Origin of the sequence: Pseudoalteromonas sp. DL2-H2.2, assembly GCF_021532535.1 — a bacterium.
Classification (GTDB): domain Bacteria; phylum Pseudomonadota; class Gammaproteobacteria; order Enterobacterales; family Alteromonadaceae; genus Pseudoalteromonas; species Pseudoalteromonas rubra_A.
This window is the reverse complement of sequence record NZ_JAKGBD010000001.1, coordinates 267664-290006: the sequence shown is the minus strand read 5'-3', so window position 1 is coordinate 290006 and position 22343 is coordinate 267664. Positions and strand designations below refer to the sequence as shown.

At 43.3% G+C, this 22343-nt stretch carries 14 protein-coding genes; 6 read left to right on the top strand and 8 right to left on the bottom strand.

All coding sequences use genetic code 11. The features are described from left to right. Window positions 1–409: 409 nt before the first annotated feature. On the top strand, window positions 410–1765 hold the full coding sequence (locus L1285_RS01120; RefSeq protein ID WP_235410626.1) for a class II 3-deoxy-7-phosphoheptulonate synthase: 1356 nt from the start codon (window positions 410–412) through the stop codon (window positions 1763–1765). 33 nt (window positions 1766–1798) lie between these two features. Here L1285_RS01120 and ppsR read toward each other — a convergent pair whose 3' ends face one another. Continuing rightward, window positions 1799–2608 (bottom strand): posphoenolpyruvate synthetase regulatory kinase/phosphorylase PpsR, encoded by an 810-nt coding sequence (gene ppsR / locus L1285_RS01115; protein ID WP_235410625.1) that lies wholly within the window; start codon window positions 2606–2608, stop codon window positions 1799–1801. Between the two features lie 141 nt (window positions 2609–2749). Between ppsR and ppsA the strand changes: the two genes are divergently transcribed. Beyond that, window positions 2750–5125 (top strand): phosphoenolpyruvate synthase, encoded by a 2376-nt coding sequence (gene ppsA, locus L1285_RS01110; RefSeq protein WP_209054113.1) that lies wholly within the window; start codon window positions 2750–2752, stop codon window positions 5123–5125. Window positions 5126–5179: 54 nt separating this feature from the next. Here ppsA and L1285_RS01105 read toward each other — a convergent pair whose 3' ends face one another. Continuing rightward, entirely contained in the window at window positions 5180–5353 is a 174-nt protein-coding gene (locus L1285_RS01105) for a PGPGW domain-containing protein (protein WP_235410883.1), read from the bottom strand. A gap of 179 nt (window positions 5354–5532) precedes the next feature. On the opposite strand from L1285_RS01105, the gene ydiJ reads away from it, so the two are divergent. Then, window positions 5533–8577, top strand: coding sequence for a D-2-hydroxyglutarate dehydrogenase YdiJ (ydiJ, locus tag L1285_RS01100; RefSeq protein ID WP_235410624.1), 3045 nt, complete (start codon window positions 5533–5535; stop codon window positions 8575–8577). 1512 nt (window positions 8578–10089) lie between these two features. Here the strand turns inward: ydiJ and L1285_RS01095 are convergent. Both L1285_RS01095 and L1285_RS01090 read right to left on the bottom strand, forming a co-directional pair. Next, window positions 10090–11130, bottom strand: coding sequence for an IS481 family transposase (locus L1285_RS01095; RefSeq protein WP_235410623.1), 1041 nt, complete (start codon window positions 11128–11130; stop codon window positions 10090–10092). Window positions 11131–11233: 103 nt separating this feature from the next. Then, window positions 11234–11569: a DUF6678 family protein gene (locus L1285_RS01090; protein ID WP_235410622.1), complete on the bottom strand. Its 336-nt coding sequence runs from the start codon at window positions 11567–11569 to the stop codon at window positions 11234–11236. Window positions 11570–11811: 242 nt separating this feature from the next. Here L1285_RS01090 and L1285_RS23515 point away from each other — a divergent pair, with 242 nt between their 5' ends. Beyond that, the gene (locus L1285_RS23515; protein ID WP_268835928.1) at window positions 11812–11943 is read left to right on the top strand and encodes a hypothetical protein; all 132 of its coding nucleotides are present in this window, start codon (window positions 11812–11814) and stop codon (window positions 11941–11943) included. A 306-nt stretch (window positions 11944–12249) separates the two neighbouring features. Here L1285_RS23515 and L1285_RS01085 read toward each other — a convergent pair whose 3' ends face one another. From L1285_RS01085 to L1285_RS01070, 4 genes are all read right to left on the bottom strand, one after another. Continuing rightward, complete coding sequence (locus tag L1285_RS01085) at window positions 12250–13458, bottom strand: tyrosine-type recombinase/integrase (RefSeq protein ID WP_235410621.1); 1209 nt, start codon at window positions 13456–13458, stop codon at window positions 12250–12252. 108 nt (window positions 13459–13566) lie between these two features. After that, window positions 13567–14418 (bottom strand): DUF417 family protein, encoded by an 852-nt coding sequence (locus L1285_RS01080; protein ID WP_235410620.1) that lies wholly within the window; start codon window positions 14416–14418, stop codon window positions 13567–13569. A 278-nt stretch (window positions 14419–14696) separates the two neighbouring features. Beyond that, on the bottom strand, window positions 14697–16490 hold the full coding sequence (locus tag L1285_RS01075; protein WP_235410619.1) for a S8 family peptidase: 1794 nt from the start codon (window positions 16488–16490) through the stop codon (window positions 14697–14699). Window positions 16491–16980: 490 nt separating this feature from the next. Next, window positions 16981–20166 (bottom strand): M43 family zinc metalloprotease, encoded by a 3186-nt coding sequence (locus L1285_RS01070; protein ID WP_235410618.1) that lies wholly within the window; start codon window positions 20164–20166, stop codon window positions 16981–16983. A gap of 498 nt (window positions 20167–20664) precedes the next feature. On the opposite strand from L1285_RS01070, the gene L1285_RS23945 reads away from it, so the two are divergent. Continuing rightward, window positions 20665–20859: a P-loop NTPase fold protein gene (locus L1285_RS23945; protein ID WP_442960463.1), complete on the top strand. Its 195-nt coding sequence runs from the start codon at window positions 20665–20667 to the stop codon at window positions 20857–20859. Window positions 20860–20935: 76 nt separating this feature from the next. Next, window positions 20936–21499 (top strand): KAP family P-loop NTPase fold protein, encoded by a 564-nt coding sequence (locus L1285_RS23790; protein WP_235410617.1) that lies wholly within the window; start codon window positions 20936–20938, stop codon window positions 21497–21499. The last annotated feature ends 844 nt before the right edge of the window (window positions 21500–22343 follow it).

Genomic DNA, 22343 nt, shown 5'->3' with positions numbered 1-22343 from the left:
TATGGTAATAATCAAAACTGTTTGTAAGCTCTTCAATGTGTAGAATAGCAGACCTAAATAAAGGAATTAAGCACAGTGCTAATCGTTAACCACAAGACAATTGAAGTAGAGAATCACTGTTCTATATGTTTACCGCACATTTAACATAATGCAATTTCTGAGTAAGTTACCTTATCTCCCGCTACAGCAGGATGTGTCTCCTTGAGATTACCCGCACTCAAAAATCTAGTTGTTTGCGGGCAATTCTTATAAACAAAAACTGATGCTGAGTTAAATAAAAAAATAACATAAAGTATGATGTGTTCTTTCTCGTTAAATTATCCTTTAAATTCTTCGAAATATCCTTGAAGCTAGTGCGTCTATAAGGTACCTTGCCTTTGAGGTAACTAATGAGGAATGAGGAAAAAACATGAAACCTTGGAGTCCAGATAGCTGGAGAGATCACCCGATAGTTCAGCAACCTGAATACCCGGATAAACTAGAACTGGAAACAGTCGAAAAACAAATTAATGCAGCACCGCCTTTAGTTTTTGCAGAAGAGACCAGAAGTCTTTACAAAAGCCTTGCTGATGTATGTGAAGGTAAAGCCTTCTTACTTCAGGGTGGCGATTGCGCAGAATCTTTTGCCGACTTTAGTGCAACCAGTATCAGAGATACATTTAAAACCTTACTGCAAATGGCCGTTGTACTTACTTATGGCGGCAAATGCCCGGTAGTCAAAATCGCGAGAATGGCTGGACAGTATGCCAAACCTCGTTCATCAGACTTCGAAACCATTAACGGTGTCGCCTTGCCTTCGTACCGAGGGGATATTGTAAACAGTTTTGAGTTTACGGAAGAGGCACGTATACCAGATCCTAAGCGATTGCTGACTGCATATCACCACAGTGCTTCAACACTTAATTTACTGCGCGCATTTGCTCAAGGTGGCTTAGCTGATTTGCATCAGGTGAGTCGCTGGAATATGAGCTTTGTTGCAGCGAACCCAATGAAAGAAAAATTCCAGCAACTGGCTAACCGTATCCAGGAAGCACTAGAGTTTATGGAAGTATGTGGTATTGATTCTACAGTGGCACCAAGCCTTAAAGAAACACACCTTTATACATCCCATGAAGCTCTGTTATTAGGCTATGAGCAAGCGCTCACTCGACGTGACCACCTTAGTGGAGACTGGTACGATTGTTCAGCCCACTTTGTTTGGATTGGTGAGCGTACAAGACAGTTGGATCATGCTCACATTGAGTTTTTCAGAGGGATTAAAAACCCAATTGGCGTAAAGGTTGGTCCAGGCATGAAGCCTGACGAACTGATCCAGCTAATTGACGCATTAAACCCAGACAATATCCCGGGTCGACTTACTTTGATCACGCGAATGGGTGCCGATGTTCTACCTGAAAAGCTACCTGCGCTTGTCAGAAAAGTGCAAGAAGAAGGCCGCAAAGTAGTGTGGAGCTCTGACCCGATGCACGGTAATACTGAAAAAGCCAGCACGGGATATAAAACTCGTAGTTTCAATAACATTTTGCGCGAAATTAGCCAGTTTTTTGCCGTTCACAAAGCCGAAGGTTCTTACCCAGGTGGCGTTCATCTTGAAATGACGGGTCAGCACGTCACCGAATGTATTGGTGGTGCCTATGGCTTGTCAGATGAGGACTTAGCACAACGCTATCGCACGCAATGCGACCCACGCTTAAACGCTGATCAGGTACTAGAGCTGGGCTTCCTGGTTGCCGATCTGCTAAAAGACGCGAGAAATCGGGTCTAGAATAAAAAGTAAGAGGCCCTGACAGGGCCTTTTTTAGTATTTACGCCTTTCCAGATCCGTTTCTGAAATTATTTTTGCCGATATTTCTTCGACTGAAAACTTAGTAGAATTTAAATACGCAATCTTATTTTTCTTAAACAACATTTCGACTTCACGTACTTCAATTCTACACTGACGTATAGATGCGTACCGCGAATTTGCCATACGCTCTTGCCTGATAGCTGACAAGCGTTCTGGATCTATCGTTAAACCAAAAATTTTATGCTTAAAGGGCAATAGACATTTAGGTAACACACCTTTTTCAAGGTCATCTTCTGTCATTGGGTAATTTGCCGCTTTAATGCCATATTGTAGCGCCAGGTATAAACTGGTTGGAGTTTTGCCGCTACGACTCACGCCAACCAAAATGATATCGGCTTTTTCATAGTCCTTTACATTCGCGCCATCGTCATTGGCCAGCGCATAGTTAACTGCATCAATCCTGAAATCATATGTTGCCTCATGAATGCTGTGCGTTCTGTGTACTTTTGGCACAGGTGCTACTTTTAACTCCCTTTTTACGATTTCGCTCGAATAGGATAAAAAGTCGTAGCAAATACCATCAGAGGCCAAGATAATATCTGACAAAACAGGATTCACAAAAGTGAAAAAAACCAGCGGTTTTTCGCCGCTAGACTTTGCTGTTGAGTTGATTAACTCTTTGATTTTTTGTGCCTTATCAACTGTTTCAACAAATGGTATTGTTTTATGATTAAAATCCACAGGAAACATAGATAAAGTCGCGTGGCCGAATACTTCTGATGTAATCGCTGTCCCGTCTGATATATAAAATGCAGTTCTCATTTTAACCTTTAAATTACTTTTTTAGTATTTTTTCGCGTCGCGGTTTACGTCGCTATGCTTTAAGTTGTAGAATGCCTTCGACCTATAGGAAGGTCAATTTTTCTCTCACATTAAATACAATTTGTTTTTGGAGACAGTTCCGTGCAAGACTACGTTCTCTGGTATCAAGAATTAGGTATGCAAGACGTACCTAGAGTTGGTGGTAAAAATGCTTCTCTGGGTGAAATGATATCTAACCTTGCCAATGCAGGTGTACAAGTACCCGGTGGATTCGCAACAACGGCAGACGCCTTTAATGAATTCCTCGAGCAATCAGGCCTAAATGAGAAAATTCACACTATTCTCGATTCCCTCGATGTTGACGACGTCAACGAACTAGCCAAAGTCGGCGCCCAAATCCGCCAGTGGGTTATTGACACACCTTTCCAGCCAGAATTAGACCAAGCAATTCGCGACGCCTATGCATCACTTCATGGTGATGACAACAACGATGTCTCCTTCGCAGTGCGTTCATCCGCCACAGCAGAAGATATGCCAGATGCCTCATTTGCAGGGCAACAAGAAACGTTCCTGAACGTAAAAGGGATAGATGCTGTGATGGTTGCCATCAAGCATGTATTTGCGTCTTTGTTCAACGACCGCGCGATTTCATATCGAGTTCACCAGGGCTATGACCATCGTGGTGTTGCACTGTCAGCCGGTATTCAGCGTATGGTTCGCTCTGATAAGGCGTCTTCAGGCGTTATGTTTACTATCGATACCGAATCAGGTTTCGAAGACGTAGTATTTGTTACCTCAAGCTATGGCCTTGGAGAAATGGTCGTTCAGGGTGCTGTTAACCCAGACGAATTCTACGTTCACAAGCCAACACTGGCCAAAGGCTTACCAGCAGTTGTAAGACGTAACATCGGCTCCAAAGCCATTCAAATGGTTTATTCAAGCGATGAATCTCACGGCAAGCAAGTTGAGATCGTTGATATGGAACCTGAGCTGTCTAACAAATTCTCTATCACAGACAGCGAAGTACAGGAACTAGCCAAACAAGCTGTTATCATCGAGAAACACTATGGCCGTCCAATGGACATCGAATGGGCCAAAGATGGTAACGATGGCAAGCTCTACATTGTACAAGCGCGTCCAGAAACCGTTCGCTCAAACGAAGATGCTAACGTTATGGAGCGTTACCAGCTTAAAGAAAAGTCAGACATCGTATGCGAAGGCCGTGCAATTGGCCACAAAATTGGCAGCGGTGTAGTACGCGTACTTAACTCCATCGACGAAATGGATAAAGTAGAGCAGGGCGACATTCTGGTTACCGACATGACAGACCCAGACTGGGAGCCTATCATGAAACGTGCTGCTGCTATCGTTACTAACCGTGGTGGTCGTACTTGTCACGCTGCAATCATCGCACGCGAACTGGGTATTCCAGCGGTAGTTGGGTGTGGTAATGCAACAGATACCATCAAACATGGTGATGAAGTCACTGTTTCTTGCGCAGAGGGTGACACAGGTTATATCTACCAGGGTAAACTTGATTTTGAAGTAATTTCATCGCGCATTGATTCAATGCCTGAAATCCCAATGAAAATCATGATGAACGTCGGTAACCCGGATCGCGCATTTGATTTTGCAAAGCTGCCTCATGCCGGCATCGGACTTGCGCGCCTTGAATTCATTATCAACCGCATGATTGGTGTGCATCCAAAAGCACTGATTAACTTCGACACGCAATCTGCTGAGCTGCAAGCTGAAATAAAAGAAATCATCGCCGGTTATGAATCTCCAGTAGAATTCTATATTGCAAAGCTGGTTGAAGGTATTTCAACTCTGGGTGCAGCATTTGCACCAGAGCGCGTTATCGTTCGTATGTCTGACTTCAAGTCAAACGAATATGCCAACCTAGTGGGCGGCCAGCAGTACGAGCCGGAAGAAGAGAACCCAATGATTGGTTTCCGCGGCGCTTCTCGTTACATTTCAGAAGATTTCCGCGAGTGCTTTGCGCTTGAGTGTGAAGCAATCAAACGCGTACGTAACCAAATGGGTCTGGAAAACGTTGAGATTATGATCCCATTTGTGCGCACTCTTGAAGAAGCCGCGCAAGTAATCCAATTGCTTGAAGAACACGGTCTTAAGCGTGGTGAGAATGGACTGAAAGTCATCATGATGTGTGAGCTTCCTTCAAACGCACTGTTGGCAGATGAATTCCTTGAGTATTTTGATGGATTCTCAATCGGCTCAAACGATCTCACTCAGCTTACACTAGGTCTTGACCGTGACTCAGGTCTGATCGCGCACCTGTTTGATGAACGTAACCCGGCTATTAAAAAGCTACTATCAATGGCAATTCAAACCGCTAAAGCAAAAGGCAAATATGTTGGTATTTGTGGTCAGGGTCCTTCGGACCATGAAGATTTTGCAGCTTGGCTAGTAGAGCAAGGCATTGATTCAGTATCGCTAAACCCAGATACAGTTCTGGAAACATGGTTATACCTTGCTGAGCAAAACAAAGCATAAGGCAACCTAAGATATATAAAAGGCCTGTTTTAACAGGCCTTTTATAATGCTCCACTAACGAAGGCGATGATCGAGTTTAACGCACATATTTTTGAATGCAGTCTGCGTTTTCCTTAACCAATTTCTTGCCCAGGAATAATTAATAGATAAGCAAAGTAATCCGCCAAGCAAGAAAATAACGGATGGACCAGGCACAACGATAAACACCAGAGCCAGTAGGGCACACATCACAGCGGCCAGGTTTAATAAAGTCTTCTTCATACGTATCTCACTTTTATCGTTTCATATCAAGCCTACTCTAAATTCGGTTCCTAAGCTTTTTCAAAATGTAACAAAACGAAAAATTCCGGATTTGTAATGCCACTCAACATGGTACAATAACCACAAAGCAATAATTTATTACCGTCATGATTGCCGAAATTACCCAGCAGGATTCTGCCAACACGTTACTAAACGACTATATAAAAAAGATTACCGGTCAGGGGTTTTGTGGAGATACCGACACAAGCTATGCTACCCGAATAGTTACGGCTACCGATAACAGTATCTACCAAGAGATCCCTCAGGCTGTTATTTATCCAAAATGCTCCAAAGATGTTCAGGTAGCAATGCAGGTTGCATCTCTGGATCCATTTCTGTCTTTAAGTTTTGGCCCACGAGGTGGCGGAACTGGTACAAATGGTCAGTCACTGACTCCCGGTATTGTTGTGGATTTATCACGCTACATGCGTGAAATCATCGAGATCAATGAAGAAGAAGGCTGGGTCAGAGTACAAGCCGGCGTGATAAAAGATCAGCTTAATGATTTTTTAAGACCCTATGGTTACTTTTTTGCCCCCGATCTGTCTACCAGTAACCGTGCAACGATAGGCGGAATGATCAATACGGATGCCTCTGGCCAAGGGTCACTTGTCTATGGAAAAACCAGCGATCATGTTCTTGAATTGAAAACCATTCTTGTGGATGGCACGGAACTAAACACCTGCAAACTTGAGTTAGAAAAAGCACAAGTCCTTGCCGAACAAACCAATCGAGTTGGCGAAATTTATAATGTGGTATTAAACAGTTGCAGAGACAATCGTGCGCAGGTACTTGAAAAATTCCCAAGACTGAATCGATTCCTGACGGGCTACGATCTGGAGAATGTCTTCGACAACGATATGACAACCTTTGATCTGAGCAGAGTGATCACAGGTTCGGAAGGTTCTTTAGGCATAGTGACAGAAGCGAAGTTAAACGTTACTCGTATCCAACCATTTAAAACCCTCATAAATATAAAATACGACTCGTTTGAATCGGCACTCAGAAATTCTCCATTTTTGGTCGCGGCCAATGCGACATCAGTAGAAACGGTAGACAGCAAAGTCCTTAACTTGGCAAAACAAGATGTTATCTGGCATTCAGTATCGGACTTAATCTCAGATGTTCCGGGTGTTGATGTTCAGGGACTCAACATGGTTGAGTTCAACGGTGAAACCCCGGAAGAAATTGAAGGCAAAGTCACGTCGCTGTGTGATCAGCTTGACCAGCTGATAGCAAACAAAGAAGCCGGCGTCGTAGGATACCAGCTCACCAATGACAAGTCAGATATTCTGAAAATATACGCGATGCGGAAAAAGGCCGTCGGTCTGCTGGGCAATACAAAAGGCAAGCAAAAGCCGCTGGCGTTTGCCGAAGATACCGCAGTACCGCCAGAAAATTTAGCAGACTTTATATTAGAGTTCCGTGAGTTGTTAGACAGTAAAGGATTGCACTACGGTATGTTCGGTCACGTTGATGCAGGCGTACTACATGTTCGTCCGGCCTTGGATATGTGTGACCCAGAACAGGAAAAGTTACTGAGAGAAATTTCAGATCAGGTGGTTGCGCTTACGGCTAAGTATCGCGGCTTAATGTGGGGCGAACATGGTAAAGGCTATCGTAGTGAATACGGCCCTGCATTTTTTGGTGATGCACTTTTTACTGAACTCAGAAAAATAAAAACCATATTCGACAAAAGCAACCGCCTTAATCCTGGAAAAATTTGTACGCCGCTAGACAGTGCAGATAGCCTTGTCAGTGTGGATGACCAAAAACGCGCTTGGTTTGATAAGTCGATCAATATTCAAGTACGCGAGAGTTTTGAAAACGCGATGAATTGTAATGGCAATGGATTGTGCTTTAACTACGACCAAGACTCACCAATGTGTCCATCATACAAAGTGACAAAAGATCGCCGTCACTCACCGAAAGGACGCGCTTCTTTAATACGCGAATGGTTCCGTTTGCAAGAAGAGCAGGGCGTTGATCTATTGGCAGCGGAAAAAACACTCATAGAAAAACAAAATGATACCACCTGGTGGGAACGTTTTAGAAATACTCAGAAAAAGCAAAAAGGCTTTTATGATTTCTCGAACGAAGTGAAAGAGTCGATGGACGAGTGTCTGGCTTGTAAAGCATGTACCACGGCTTGTCCAATCAAGGTTGACGTACCGAGTTTCCGGGCAAGATTTTTGAATCTTTACTATAGCAAATACAACCGGCCGCTAAAGGATCACCTGGTAGCCGGCGTAGAGAAAACAACTCCACTGATGGCCAAGGTGCCAAGGTTAACCAACTTTTTCGTTAATCTGCCACCGGTCAAATCAGCTTTAAAAAATATTGTTGGCTACGTTGATACACCAAAGCTCAGTGTGCCAACGTTATCTTCACGTGTTAACAGTGCACAGATGTATGACGAAGCTCAATTTGCAAAGCTATCTAAAGAAGAAATGTCCGATATTGTTTTTATCGTGCAGGATCCCTTTACCAGTTACTATGAAGCAGAGTTGGTTGAATCGTTTATCACTTTGATCAGCAAACTAGGTAACAAGCCGGTATTATTGCCATTTGTACCTAATGGTAAAGCACAGCATGTGAAAGGCTTTCTGAAGGAATTTAAATCTACAGCGTCTTCGGCCAATGAATTTCTTTCTCGCATCGCGAGTTATGAGAGACCTATGGTTGGTTTAGATGCCTCGTTAGTACTTTGCTACAGAGACGAATACCTCAAAATACTTAATAAAGATGAACTAGATTTTCAGGTTCAGCTTGCGCATGAATGGCTCGCAACACAAGACTGGAACTCAATAGGGCGGATAGAAAGCCACGAGTCGGTTAAGTTACTGAGTCACTGCACTGAAACCAGCGCGATGCCGCAAAGCAAAAATGTCTGGAGCGAGATATTCAGTAACCTAGGAATAGAATTGAATACGCCAGCGACAGGGTGTTGCGGCATGGCCGGAACGTACGGCCACGAAACAGATCATCAGGAGAATTCAAGAAACCTGTATGAAATGTCTTGGCAGCATCACACTAAAAATATGGCCAGTGAAACAATTTTGGCGACCGGCTTTTCATGCCGCTGCCAGGTGAAGCGTTACGAAAATCAAAAACCCATGCACCCGATTGAGTTCATTGCTAAAAATATTTAGATAAGTCAGCAGCGACGTATTTTCACGTCGCTGCTTTACAATTCCCTACAACTCATCTAACCATCCCTAAAAACACTCAATTTAACATAACTACTTATTCGCCAAATTCCAGGATTCTTTTGGTAATATTTTGTTCAGTGCTGCCACAGATGCTAAGCTGGCCTTTGTTTTTTAGATTGTAAGATGTGTTCGTATCTAGTTTTCTTATAGAGTTCCCATATAAACTCAGTAAGGAGCATTTTCCAGGATCTCTCGTAATGTACTGACTGTATTTGGCGGTAACTATACGAGTATTTCAGGGGCAGGCAGATAGCTAAATGTGGGTAGCGATACTGTTTTCAGAAATGCGACTTTTGAAAATACAACAATTCAAGGTATGGCTGCTTGTTACAATGTACATTCAGAATGGGTGGTCAAATTTGGCCATAAGACCAAAAAATATAATAGCGAATTTGACAATGTATCGATTAATACGAGCCTGAATAATCGATTACAGATACATCATTCTTATATTAATAATGTCTTCGAAAGTTAATGACGGACACATATATAAAATTACAGAAAGTAGAATTAAAGATAGTATACTAAGAATAAGTCAGCCGCTGCTCAGCAATGAGTTATATAAGACAGATATTTATATTAAGCCAACAACAGAGTTTAGAGTTATAGACAACTCTCTCGACCGTGAAGGAAACTCTATCTCGATGCTTCTAAAAAATAAAAGTAGAAGTTATATCCATGGCCAAATTAAAAAACCTGTTCTTTGATATGAGAAACGAAAGCATAACATTGATAAATAAAGCAGAAGGCACCAGTATAATCTTTACAGGCAATGATGCTTTAGGTTGATAAACTAACTCAATTAGAATAATGGTAGATATGGCGCTATACTTTTTAAACGAAAATCACGATCCTAAACGATATGCTTAGAAAAAGCTGCCACTCAAATTCATGCGCGTCGCCTTGATTCATTAAACTGGCAACAGAGACTTTGCTCGATAGCAATCAACTTTTTCTTACTGAGCTGGATCGAAATATGATGGGCCTGTTGCAGCTCAGCACTCAAATTTACAACGAAAGTTTCAGGGAAATACAATCAAATAGCGTGTTGTTCTGTCGACTGCAGCCCATGGCAAAGAAGTTAGGCGACGAAGCGATTAAGTTATGACAGAAAAGCAACTGCGCTGGGCTATACGTGAATACGTGCGCTTGATACATCAACTAGCGAGGCGCAGATTATGGGGGATCATCCGGCGCTCAAATAAGGGGGAGTTTGTAATGGACTAAAATTATTGAGCGCAGTGAAAACAGCCAACTGTTAATTTTCCCGCTTTATTGCCTAGTTAGGCATACTAGTCCTCAAACTGTTCAAAGCAATGAGGTAAATACCCCCAAACCCTAATAAAATCATCTGATATTGCAAATGAAAAGCCTATATTATCTAGGAGGTTAATGTGTACTAGCTCAGACTTGACCTGACAGTTACCCGTTTTTCAATCGGTGACTGTCAGCCTAGATTTGGGCTAAATTCTTTTCAACCCAGATCGATTTCCCATCTAATAATGTTTCAAGCGGCGTTCTTCCGCAGCATTTTTTACCTTGATGAGTTCGGTCATTATTGTAGTAATTCATCCACTCGTCCAGGTCCTTTTGGAGCTCTTCCAGAGAACTGTATAATTTTTTGCGAAATGTCACTTGGTAAAACTCTTGAAGTATCGTTTTGTGGAAGCGTTCGCAGATACCGTTTGTCTGCGGCGACATCGCTTTGGTTTTGGTATGGTCTATGTCGTTGATCGCTAGGTAAAGCTGATAGTCATGGTGCTCAACCTTACCGCAGTACTCAGTTCCCCGGTCTGTGAGGATCCGTAGCATAGGTAGCTCGTGCTGCTCGAAGTAGGGTAAAACTCTATCATTTAGTAGATCTGCTGCGGTGATCGGTGTTTTAGTGGTGTAGAGCTTTGCAAAAGCGACTTTGCAATATGTATCAACAAAAGTTTGCTGATATATACGGCCAACTCCCTTTAGATTTCCGACATAGAAAGTGTCCTGTGAACCAAGGTATCCGGGGGGCTCAGTTTCAATTTCGCCGTAGGCTTCATCATCCTGCTTTTTCTTCTCAAGGGCTGTTACCTGGGACTCTGTGAGAATGATACCTTCTTGTGCGACTTTAGCCTCTAGCGCTTTCAGACGCTTTTTAAAGTTTTCCAAGTCATGGCGCAACCAAACTGACCGCACGCCACTGGCAGAAACAAAAACGCCTTGTTTTCTTAACTCATTGCTGGCTCTGACTTGCCCGTGAGCCGGAAATTCAAGCGCATAGGTGCAAACTGCTTTTTCAGTCTCTTCATCTACACGGTTCTTCAGGTTTGGTGTTCTGCGCGATTTATTGATGAGTGCATCAATACCACCTTCATCAACGAGCTCTTGATAACGATAAAACGTATCTCGCGAAACCCCCATCATTTTGCAGGCTTTAGATACGTTTCCAAGCTCTTCAGCCAGATTGAGCAAGCCTGCTTTGTGTTTAATGATTGGATTGTTAGTATGTAACATGAGAGTTACTCCTTAGTTGTTTTGAACAAAGATTCGACACCTTTATCAAAACGGGTAACTCTCAATTTTTCAAATCGAAATGTCAGGTCTGGTCGGAACTAATTCAGTTAATGATTTTTTCTGAATAGTCGATAATTTCATGTTCAATTAATTTACCAGTCATAACTTCTTGATGTGTTCCAATATCAAGCCACTGGACCCCAACAAAGGGAAATGGTAAATGATAATACCATTCAGTATCCCAATAAGAGATGTATCCATTTACCCATTTAGAGCGATAAGATGGTTGCCATGGCTTCCATTCTCGAATTTCCGAAATGAGCTCTTTCCATTTAGTATTGTTCGCAGCACCAACAAGATTACGTTCATAAATGAACCTTCTGGCTTCTTCTTTAATTTTCTCATTACTGCTGGCATCTGCCATTGGTAGAAGACTCATCTTGTATGCCTAACGCCTTGGTCTGAGAAATCCCCAGATACTCATAATTCAAATCAATATGTTGGACACTCACAGCATTGTTAAATCAAATTTATTTCGCCAAAAAAATAAATAACAACACTATACGTGATATCACGATCCTACACGATATGCTCAGAAAAAGCTGCCACTCAAATTCATGCGCGTCGCCTTGATTCATTAATGCTGGCAACAGAGACTTTGCTCGTGAGCTGGATCGAACTATGATGGGTCTGCTGCAGCTCAGCACTCAAATCGACAACGAAAGTTTCAGTGAAATACAATCAGAGAGCGTGCTGTTCTGTCGACTGTCAGACTTGGCAAAGAAGTTAGGCGACGAAGCGATTATGTTATGACCAAGAAGTATTTACACTGAGCTATACGCCAATACGTGCGCTTGATACATTTTTCCGAATTATGAAGGGATCCCCCAGAGCCAACATAAGTAGCAATTAAGCCAGCTATTAAGGTGGCTCATCCAGTGATGTGCCACTTAAATATCAATCAAGTATAAGTCGGTTTATTACGAAATCTCATTTTAATCTGCAAGGCATATCTGCCTGGTGACTAACTTAGCTACTAAAAAACTCCATCGTCGACCTAACTATTCACGCCAATTTGGTATGATGTGTTCTTTGAACTTAACAACTTCAAGTGACTCCTTAAAGTTTTCTCTTTACCCCTGATTTGGCTCTTTCTTTGATGTTTGTTTGAATATATATCTGATCGGTCGTCGCGATTTTTGAGTGACCCAGATCTTCAGATAAATGTTTTAACGGTCTATGCTGTGCATCGTGTGTTGCGCCAGTGTGCCTTAACCAGTGTGATGTCGCAGCCTGCAAGTTTTCGGATTCTTCCACAAAGCCATCTTCATTGAGTTTTTTAATGGCCAGATCGAAACTTTCCTGAACAATACGGCGTATCTGCCTGACATTCATTCCGCCGCTGCCTCGTAATTTGTGAATGATGGGGTGTGGTTCATCAACTCGGGGCAGGGACGTCAGTCCGCGACTGAGGCGATAACGCTTCAGATAGTCAATAAAGTCCTCGCTTAATGTCACATCGCGCAGTTTATTGCCCTTTCCCATAATGCGCAAAAACCAAAACCCATCCTGATCTTGCCAGAAATGGCTCATAACAGGTGCCCACTGTGGTCTGTCGGAAAGCTCCGAAATCCGTAAGTAAAGACCTTTTAAACAGGCGAGGGTAAACAAGTTTCGCTCAAGTTTGGGGTCCTTCTCACAACCGTCTTTAGTTACGCCAAAAACGTATTCCCACTGCAAGTCACTTAACGTATCTGGCAGTTTAATTTGGGATTGAACAACCAGGTAGGGGCAATTCTTTTTCACCACAGGCACAAAATTGGCGAAGGTTTTTTCCTCTAAAATTGCGAATTTATAAAACACATTTAAGGCTGTGAACATGGATGCAAGTGTTTGCTGACTAACCCCATTAGCCTTATGAACAAAGGGGCGCCAGTTAGGGTTCACGCGTCTGAAGCCATTACTGTCTTTAAATCGCCATTGTACAGAGGCGGCCACCCAGTCGTCGCTTGTTTCTACAACAAACTCAACATACGCCTCTATGTCTTCACGTTTTAACTCGAACACAGATGTTTTTTGGACACACCAGGACCAAAGATAAAAGCGCTCTATTTCATTGCGAAACCGGTTAAACGTGGCCTCCGACTTACGTCCATACACATACAAAAACTGATAAAGGAACGCCAATTCATCTTTGCACTTTTGCGGATCGAAGACTTCATCCTGCATAAAACGTGCGATATCAGGGTATTCAGTCGCAAGCGTGTTGTCTTCAAGGTGCGCAACTAAGTACCTGAGTTGCTTTAGTGTATCAACGAGTGGCGTCATAAGGTGTATAACACTGATTATTTAAACAGTGGTTTATTCTGACCTATGCACCCTTAGAATGCAACGGCCAGACTTCAGTAAAGCGAGAAAACACGTCAATATCAGCCGTTATCTCTCTGCAGCGGTATCCTCGCATCCTCTGGCGTACTCAAAAATGATGTACAAGTTACAGATAAACCATAAGTCCTTGATGATAAATAGGCCCAGGCCATCTATTAAGGTTGTATCGGCGAAACCACCCTGAGCCGTAAACAAAAATGTTTGGGTCATAAAAAACACGGCACCGGTAGCTGCTATTCCCAAAAGTACTATATAGCGCTTTCTAAACCAGATCCCGACACCGAGTAGAATCGCAAAAACAAGGTCGTATATACCAATCAAGTCAGACGCCGTTTGTACGCTAAACAAAGTATATAGCCAGGACATAAACGGCGAAGTCTCAACCAAAGGGACTATTGCTTTGGCTTCTAGCTCGAGAAATTTCATACCGCCTATCCAGAACAACACAATAGCGACTGGAATATAATTCATCAATGCATGTGTACGCTCAGTGAAGCGAGTTCCAAAACACAGATAAAATGCCAGTGGCAAAAGTGCAAAATACTTGATAATACCCTGACCAGAACCAATAACGGGAAATCCGCCATGCTCAGCTATCCAACGGCCAGAATCAAATAAGGTTAAAAGCATAATGACACTCAGCAGCATGAGCAGGCCAAACTGAGGTCTGCGAAGCGCTGAGAGATAGGGCGCGGCTGCCAGCGTTATTCCGGTCAGCAAACAGAACCCTCCCCAAAATAACCCCAGGCTTTGCGACGAATAAATACCTGTCATTGAGTAAAAGCCAAATGCATTTTCAATATAACGGGTGTGTCCGCCAAGGATAAAAGAGCTGCCGATAACAATCAGGGTTACAGCCAGGATATAGGTAATTATTTTATGGTTAGTTGAGTGAGACATCGTTTTATCAAAATAGTCAGTGTCCCTAGAAGACCGGTAAAACTAAACTTTATTTCACAGTAATCTTTAGTTTTCTGACACAAGGGTGATGCAAAATCAGTTTGTAGCGTTAGTCTGCACTTTTTGTGAAAAACGAAGTTGGTACATTGCGTTGGTCAAAAGCATAACTTTAGAATTTTAGATACAGGGCAACACCTTTTGAATCAAAATCGTGTTGCCCCGCGTCGGTTGATTGTCACTTTAAGTTGCTTGTGAACAATACAGCGTAAAATTATACCTTAGTTAGTTTGCGCTTTAAGGCTTACACCGCTATATGAACTGTAACCTTGCAACATGATGTGGTAAGTGCCTGCCGAAGGACTGTTGAATGTACATTCTTCGTTATTGCCATTTTTATAAGGACGGCAATTGAATACTGTACTGGTAGGTTTGGCGCCTATACGTACATATAAGTCAGCGTCGCCTGAGCCACCACTCATTGTAAAAGTTACTTTGCTCACGCCACTGGCAACGTTAAATGTATAAAATGTTTCGCTACCTGTACCACCACTCAAGCTTGTCTTTGCGACGCCATTTTGTAGTTCGTTGCTACCTGTACCATTCAATGCAGCATCAACCGCAGCGTAAGCATCGACGATACCAGTACCACAGCTTGAGCAAGTAGCAGGGAAGCTACGAGTGGTATTCTTCAGAATACTTTCAACTTCATCGGGTGATGCTGAAGGTTTAGCTTGTTTGATAAGTGCCGCTACACCTGCAACATGAGGTGCCGCCATTGACGTACCTTGTGAATAGGCATAGCTGTCACTTGAAGGTCCGTTGCTGCCAGAGTTGTAAGTTGACAAAATACCTTCCGGATCATTTGCAAAACTTTGTGCGCCACCTGGTGCTGCTACGTCGATGTTTGAACCGTAGTTTGAGTAGTAAGCACGGCCGCCGTTACGACCTACAGAAGCAACATTGATGATACCGGAGCAGTTACCCGGATTGTAGTTTGCAGAGTTATCGTTGTCGTTACCTGCTGCAATTACAATGGTTGTACCGTTAGCACGCGCCGTGTTAATCGCGCTCTGAGTAGTTGAGCTACATGCGCCGCTGCCACCTAAGCTCATGTTAATGACGTCAGCCGGGTTTGCGTTTGACGGCACGCCTGATACTGGACCACCTGATGCCCAGATGATACCGTCTGCGATATCCGAAGTCAGACCACCACATTTACCAAGTACACGCACAGGGACCACTTTCGCATCGTATGCAACACCGGCAACACCTTCGCCATTGTTAGAAACGGCCGCAACCGTGCCCGCTACGTGTGTACCATGCCAGCTAGAGTTTTGCGCACTATGCGTGTAACCACACTCATTTCTAGAAACAGCATCACCCGGGTCACGTGCATCGCTGTCGCGACCATTGCCATCGTTTGCAACAGACAGATTAGAGATCATGTCGTAGCCTGGCAGAATGTTAGAATTCAAATCCGCATGAGGGCGATAACCGGTATCAAGTACTGCGACGACTACGCCGCTACCTGTTGCTTTGTCCCAGGCTGCTGGTGCGTTGATACCGCCCGCGCTCTCAAAGTAATGCCACTGATCTGAATAGCGAGGGTCGTTTGGCGTTGCGAATGGCTGTAGCATTTGGTCAATTTCGATGTACTCGATATTGCCGGTTGCCGCCATTTCCTGCATCAGAGTTTGCGCTTCTGCCGCAGTCAGCTTTCTATCGACGCGCATAACGTGATGGTTGCTTAGCGCCATTTGACGTACATAGCTTGTTTTAAGTGAAGATTTTTTCTTACTTTTGAAGTTTTTAACAAAGCTCTGAGCGCGTGAGTTCATCATAGCAGGGGACATGTCAGCCTCTGAAACAGACATAAGCTGATTACTGTTGTCCTTGTATTTAATGATAAACTGAGTACCTGCAGTGTTTTGACCTTGGATCTTTTGGCTAAGTTGCGCCACGTTTAATCCGTTATTGATGGCTTCAACGCTGTTTGCCATTGCATTATATGCGCCAAACATGCCTGAAATAGCCAGTGCGATAGCGCCGATTTTTAGATTATTAGTTGTCATAATAGTTTTTCCCTAGATTAGTTGTTGTTCCTTCCGTCCATGATTCCGTACAGAAGGTACTTGAAATGTAAACACTGAGTTACCCATTATTTAAATTACTTTTACTTATATAACATATTGATTTGAGCATAAGACTTGAACAAAATTCACACAAAATATTGATTTATAATAATTAATTCATATTTTGGAAGGTTGTTATGATATACCCTTCATGTAAATGAATGTAAACAATTAGTGATAAAATATTAGACTAAATAGGCTGTCTGAGCCTGTAATCTGTACAGGATGAGCATCAATGAAAACAAGGTTTGCGCTGTTATGCGCCAGGTAAGCTTAGTTATGTGGTTTATTTTCCAGTCTTTTTTACTATCTTGCTAAAAACTCTGAATGAAGTTTGCTTATACCAAAAACAAACCTGAACAGACTTAAAGCGCGTAATGAGCAAAAAAGCAGCATCTATTTCAGATGCTGCTTTGTGCTTTCACGTAACTTATTCATGTTCACGACATTGCTGTACATCAAAATCTACAACAATACTGGTGTTTTCTGCATTACCTGAGATCTTCAAATAAGACCAATAATCAGCTCCGGCCGCGATTTGAATGCATTCAGTAGTAGAGCCTGAGTTTGACTCGGCATCCTTGTCATTATCGCTTGGCCAGCCACCGTTTTTGTACAGTATGTGCAAATTGCTACTGCCGTGTGCCGTTGTTATCGCCACATTTTGAGTAGAGGTGATATCACCAATCGACAGCCATAAGGTACCATCTCCACCCAGGCATTGTGCCTTGCCAGGCTCCAGCCGGCCGCCGCTGATAGGCTGCTGCGTAGCACACGTATTGGGAACTGTGCCGACATTATCTTGCTTGACGATTTCTACGGTATAATCTTCAACTTCGCCATCGCCAATCGAGCCACAGGCACTTGATGGCGCGCCGTTATACTTCATCGCAATACGCAGTCTCGCTTGGGTGCCAGCCATATTTTCGGGCACATTGATTGTCCCCGTCACAGGACCTTTACCAGAAACATCAGACATAACCTGTTCAGACTCTTCAAACTGACCGTTGTTATTAAAGTCAATCCAGGCCACCCAATGTTCGGTGTAGTTTCCGCCCGGCGTAAATGTAAACTGATTTTCTCCTTCATTCAGTTTAATAGTCTGAGCCGAGAAATCGCTATAGCCGTTCGCCTGAGAAGGGTTGCTGAATGCGCCACTTTGTACGTTGGCTATCCATTCATACTTAGTATTACCGCTGGTGGTGCAATATTCGAGTGCGTTAATCGTGACTGTAGCTTGTGCACTATGACGCAGCCCGTCGTTATCAGTAACCTCAAGCGACGCGATATAGTCTCCCGCTTCTGAATAACTATGAACCGGGTTAGCTTCGGTACTCGTGTTGCCATCGCCAAACTGCCATAAATAGCTGACAATATTGCCATCCGTATCCTCAGAGCCTGCGCTACTGAAGCTAACAACATTACCAAGCATTGCAGAGTAGGGGCCATTGGCTTGTGCTATGGGTGCAATACGCTCTGCTTTTATTTCAGCAATCGCCGTGTCACTGGCAATATTACCGTCATTGTCTGTTACGCTGAGTTTTACAGTGTAAACGCCGGCATTTTGATAGGTATGGACCGGGTTTTCAGCCGTCGAGGTATTACCATCGCCAAACTCCCAGAAGTAACTCACTATGCTGCCATTGGAATCGTTTGAGCCGCTGCTGCTAAACTGAATTGAGTCTGCCAGCACAGCGCTGTAAGGGCCATTCGCTTGGGCAACGGGCAGCTGTGAGTCTGCGGCTCGTTCGTAATAAACAACCAACGACGCCCCGCTGTATTCAAGGAAAGGATCAATCATAACGTTCAGTTCACCGCCGCCTGCATTGAATTCGCAGTACTCACTGTGTCTTGGCGCACTGAACGGACCACAGTCGTGGTTGTCCGATGTAGGCACCGAGTTCATGCTCACGTAAGCATCCGGATCGCCCTGATATCCGCCCGGTATAACGGCAACCGTGCGTAACGCATCAGAAGGTACGCTAAACTGATAGGTCTTAGGTTCAGCGCCTTTAGCTGACTCAAGGTCAGTGATCTCAGCTAAAAATACCCGCTCACAACCCGCACACAGCGTATCATCTGTGCCAGAGATCACACTCAAAGTCGCATTAGAATAGGCACTAAAGGCATCGATGGCCGTATGATAAGACTCAGTGTTTGACGGCGCAGAAATCGTGACCAGCTCTGGCGAACCTGCGCTTCTAAACGAAATAAAGTCGGCCTCCCAGTTATCGCCATTTTTAACCGGGGCTTTGCCTTTGGATACATACATGTCCGGGTCTTCATCGTAACCGTCCAGATAAAAGGCAACGGCCTGAGTACCTTCAGGCACCGAGATCTCATAGTTATCTACTTCACCTTTTTGACCCGACAGATTTGTAAACGACTGAATAACATCGCCCTTTGGTGGCAATACCGCGCCTGATGTGCCATCCCAGGGGTGATCGGCATTGCTGGTATATTCTTCAAGGCCAACAGCGATAAGGTTGGCGTTTGACCAAAGCGTGGCACGTGCCGGACCATGCAGGGCAGCGGTCATTCTGTCTACCTGATCACTGGTGAACATGGCATAGTTATCAGAGTAGTGCATAAAGTTTTCTGTGTTTGTTGGCTGGCCCAGGCAGTTTTTGGCATTGTTTTGTAAAATGCTGCTACTCATTTGAGGCGTATCACACGAGCCATCACCGGTGGCGTTACAAAACGCTTCTGAATGAATAGTACAGACATCGCCGTCGAAGGTGTGAGGCAGGTTAAGCCAGTGGCCGAACTCATGGGTTAACACAGAGCGGAAATTTTCACTGGTGTTGGCACCCACATAGTCGCCATTATAAACAACGCGCGATAGTCCATTTTGCGACATGCTTAGCTGAGGATACCAGGCAACACCTGAGTTGTTAGTTGAACCATCATCATATAAGTCTTGCTGAATATAAATATTCATGTACTTAAAGTTATCCCAGGCATCGGCGGCAATCTGGTCATCAACACCACTGCCTTTACCGTAGCCTGCTTTTTGCGGATGGCGCACAATACCATTGGTAGGCTGACCATTTGGATCTTTTTTGGCAAGCACAAATTCAATATTCAGATTTTCGCGTATCGCCTGAAATTCCGGTGCAATAGGGCCGTCATCAGTGATCAACCCCAGAAAATCCTGATTTGATTTGTTCAAACCATCAATCACTTTTTGCTCGGTTAAGCAATAGGTACCTGACTCACAGTTGTACCTGTCACCATATATATGCACCACGACCGGAATATAGTAACGTCCCGGAACACCATTGCCATTCTCTGCCGCCAGGTCATCCTGACTCGCAAGCTCAGACATAATGTGCGTTGCAAAACTGGAACTCAAAGACCGTTGTCTGGCATTCTCTTTTTGGATAGCCGACCAGTCCTGTGAATTGTGATCAGTACCACAGATCTGCTCAGCATGTTTGTGACTCGCAGATGCTGTACTTAACAGCGATGAGCCGCTCGACATAAGCTGGTTTGACTCCAGGGATTGTCCGGCTAAAACCGCGCCAGATGACAACGAAGTCAATACAATCGCGCTCGCCCGACACAGTGTTTTTCTGGCAAATAGTTTTGCCAACGCACGTTTAGCAAAAGGCATAGATGTTCTCCTGTTGTTTATTTATTTGTTAACAAGCTTTATTGATAAGCGCGTTCTGCTCACCGCCAAGTTAACTTGTAGTGTTATTGTTATTGGTACACTCAGTACATTTAAGCTTTGCCCAGGCCACACCAAAATCCATTACTATCAGTCTCCTAGCATGGAATAACTTATCGCTGGTGGATTTTCATCCGATACAAAAGCTAGATGTAACTTACATTAATTGAATTATATTGTATACAGTATAATTTAACATTTTGCATAATTGTTATTTTGGAGAAAAAGGGCAGGCGTGCCCAAAGGGGTTAATGGATTGTTTTTGGTGGTAATGTTGGCGTTTTAGAAAAGGGATATAAACGGTAAAGCATTACCCTAAAGTCTTGATTACTTCGATTCCAGCTCTATAGTGTTTTACGTGGCAAAGCTACTGCGCTTACCTGGTTGCATATACTACATACCACAATAGAAAAAATGACTAAATGATTGCAAGGACACTACATGACAACAGACACAAGTGACTTTAAAAGATGGGAAAAACAATACAGCTGGGAAAACTGTAAACTTGGAAATGAACAGTACGGTAAATTTATAAGTTCATACATAAAATCCCAAAACAAGCCTGTTACTCTGAACATTAACGGCTCGTGGGGTATAGGTAAAACGCATTTTCCTCGACAGCTTCATTCCAACTGAGGTATACAGATGAAGTACCTGTTGTATACATCAATGCTGGGAGTCTGATTTTTCCAAAGATCCATTGCTTGTAATAGTGAGTGAAATTACTTCTCAACTAAAAAGTCAACATGATGGTTACGTAGCAGCTGAATGGGAGGCAAAACTAATAAAACTAATAGAGCAGGGGAAAAAAGTTTGGAATTCCTTGGTGAAAATCGGTGGATGTGTTGCAGCCGTTAAAGGGTATGGCCCCATATACTCACCGCTTAAGGACCTGACGACATTCGAAATTACAGACAAACAGGGTCAAAGCCTAGAATCCCTTTACATGAAGCAGCGTGAAGCTGTTAAAGAGCTCAAGCAGTTCCTGAGAGAATACTATGATGTCATAAACACTTTTAAGGGAGACAGAACGCAAATAGCGATCTTTGTTGATGAACTCGATCGATGTAGACCTAATTACGCAATGGAGTTGCTTGAAACAATAAAACACTTCTTTGAACTCGAAGGCTACTTGTTTGTCATAGCAACAGATACAGAACAGCTTAGCCACTCGATAAAAGCGGTTTATGGTTCGGAGTTTGATGGTAGAGAATATTTATCTAGGTTCTTTAACCCTAGTGCCAAGCTGCCTGAGCCTGACAAGTTTACTATTTGATTGTTCAACTTCTGTGCGAGTATGACCATCCTGATTATAGCTACTCATACGAAGAGAAAAAGAAAGGACGCGATATAGTAAGTAAGGAAGTGAAATAAAAACTCAATAGGACAATTTCTAGTGATTCTAATGGTTCTGCACGCTTTGCTTTGTCTGTCTCCACTCATCGTGATGAGCCTAGATTGCAATGGACCAGTTGCTTTAGTCACATATATGAACTTCTAGAAACGACAAATGGGAGGATTTACCCAAGCCTTGAAGGGAGAGACAGATACATGCTGGGTCATTTTAGTATGACAGCAGATACCGGGAACTTTGTACTTAACGCTTACACATTGGCTCATCGAGATAAACTAATTGGCTCCAAAACACTTTCCTTCGAGGATTACTTCAGATATGTAGAGCTAGCAGCGAACTTCGAATAGGAAGTTTGACCTTAGTAAAATAACCACTGCGAAGCACAAAACTCCTGAGAAATTTACGCTGAATATAAAATCCAAGGCAATTCAAGGTAAAGACCGATACTGTTTAGTATCGGTCTTTAAAGTGCGCCAGATATCCTTTATTTTCACATCTGACGAAAGTGCTTATCATCTCAGAACGTCGAGTGAAAGTCTTACTCAAGATTTTCGAAAAAGAGATGTAGAATTAGCTGAGCCAAAATGCCACATTCACTCATGACAAATAACATCAAGATACGGTCATCAATTTTTAGCGTTTGCTCAATAGAAAACGGCTCAACCAATAATTCAGGCGTTGCCAGCTATCCTCAACTAAGCATGTCTCAAGCTAGTAATACAAGATACATAGGGCTCATGGAGAAGCTAATTTAGAAAACAGCATA

Coding starts and splice junctions, on each gene's coding strand:
- L1285_RS01120 (WP_235410626.1), top strand. CDS start 410: ATGAAACCTTGGAGTCCAGATAGCTGGAGAGATCACCCGATAGTTCAG.
- L1285_RS01090 (WP_235410622.1), bottom strand. CDS start 11,569: ATGAGTCTTCTACCAATGGCAGATGCCAGCAGTAATGAGAAAATTAAA.
- L1285_RS01095 (WP_235410623.1), bottom strand. CDS start 11,130: ATGTTACATACTAACAATCCAATCATTAAACACAAAGCAGGCTTGCTC.
- ydiJ (WP_235410624.1), top strand. CDS start 5,533: ATGATTGCCGAAATTACCCAGCAGGATTCTGCCAACACGTTACTAAAC.
- L1285_RS23515 (WP_268835928.1), top strand. CDS start 11,812: ATGATGGGTCTGCTGCAGCTCAGCACTCAAATCGACAACGAAAGTTTC.
- L1285_RS01075 (WP_235410619.1), bottom strand. CDS start 16,490: ATGACAACTAATAATCTAAAAATCGGCGCTATCGCACTGGCTATTTCA.
- L1285_RS01080 (WP_235410620.1), bottom strand. CDS start 14,418: ATGTCTCACTCAACTAACCATAAAATAATTACCTATATCCTGGCTGTA.
- L1285_RS01105 (WP_235410883.1), bottom strand. CDS start 5,353: ATGTGTGCCCTACTGGCTCTGGTGTTTATCGTTGTGCCTGGTCCATCC.
- ppsR (WP_235410625.1), bottom strand. CDS start 2,608: ATGAGAACTGCATTTTATATATCAGACGGGACAGCGATTACATCAGAA.
- L1285_RS01070 (WP_235410618.1), bottom strand. CDS start 20,166: ATGCCTTTTGCTAAACGTGCGTTGGCAAAACTATTTGCCAGAAAAACA.
- L1285_RS01085 (WP_235410621.1), bottom strand. CDS start 13,458: ATGACGCCACTCGTTGATACACTAAAGCAACTCAGGTACTTAGTTGCG.
- L1285_RS23945 (WP_442960463.1), top strand. CDS start 20,665: ATGACAACAGACACAAGTGACTTTAAAAGATGGGAAAAACAATACAGC.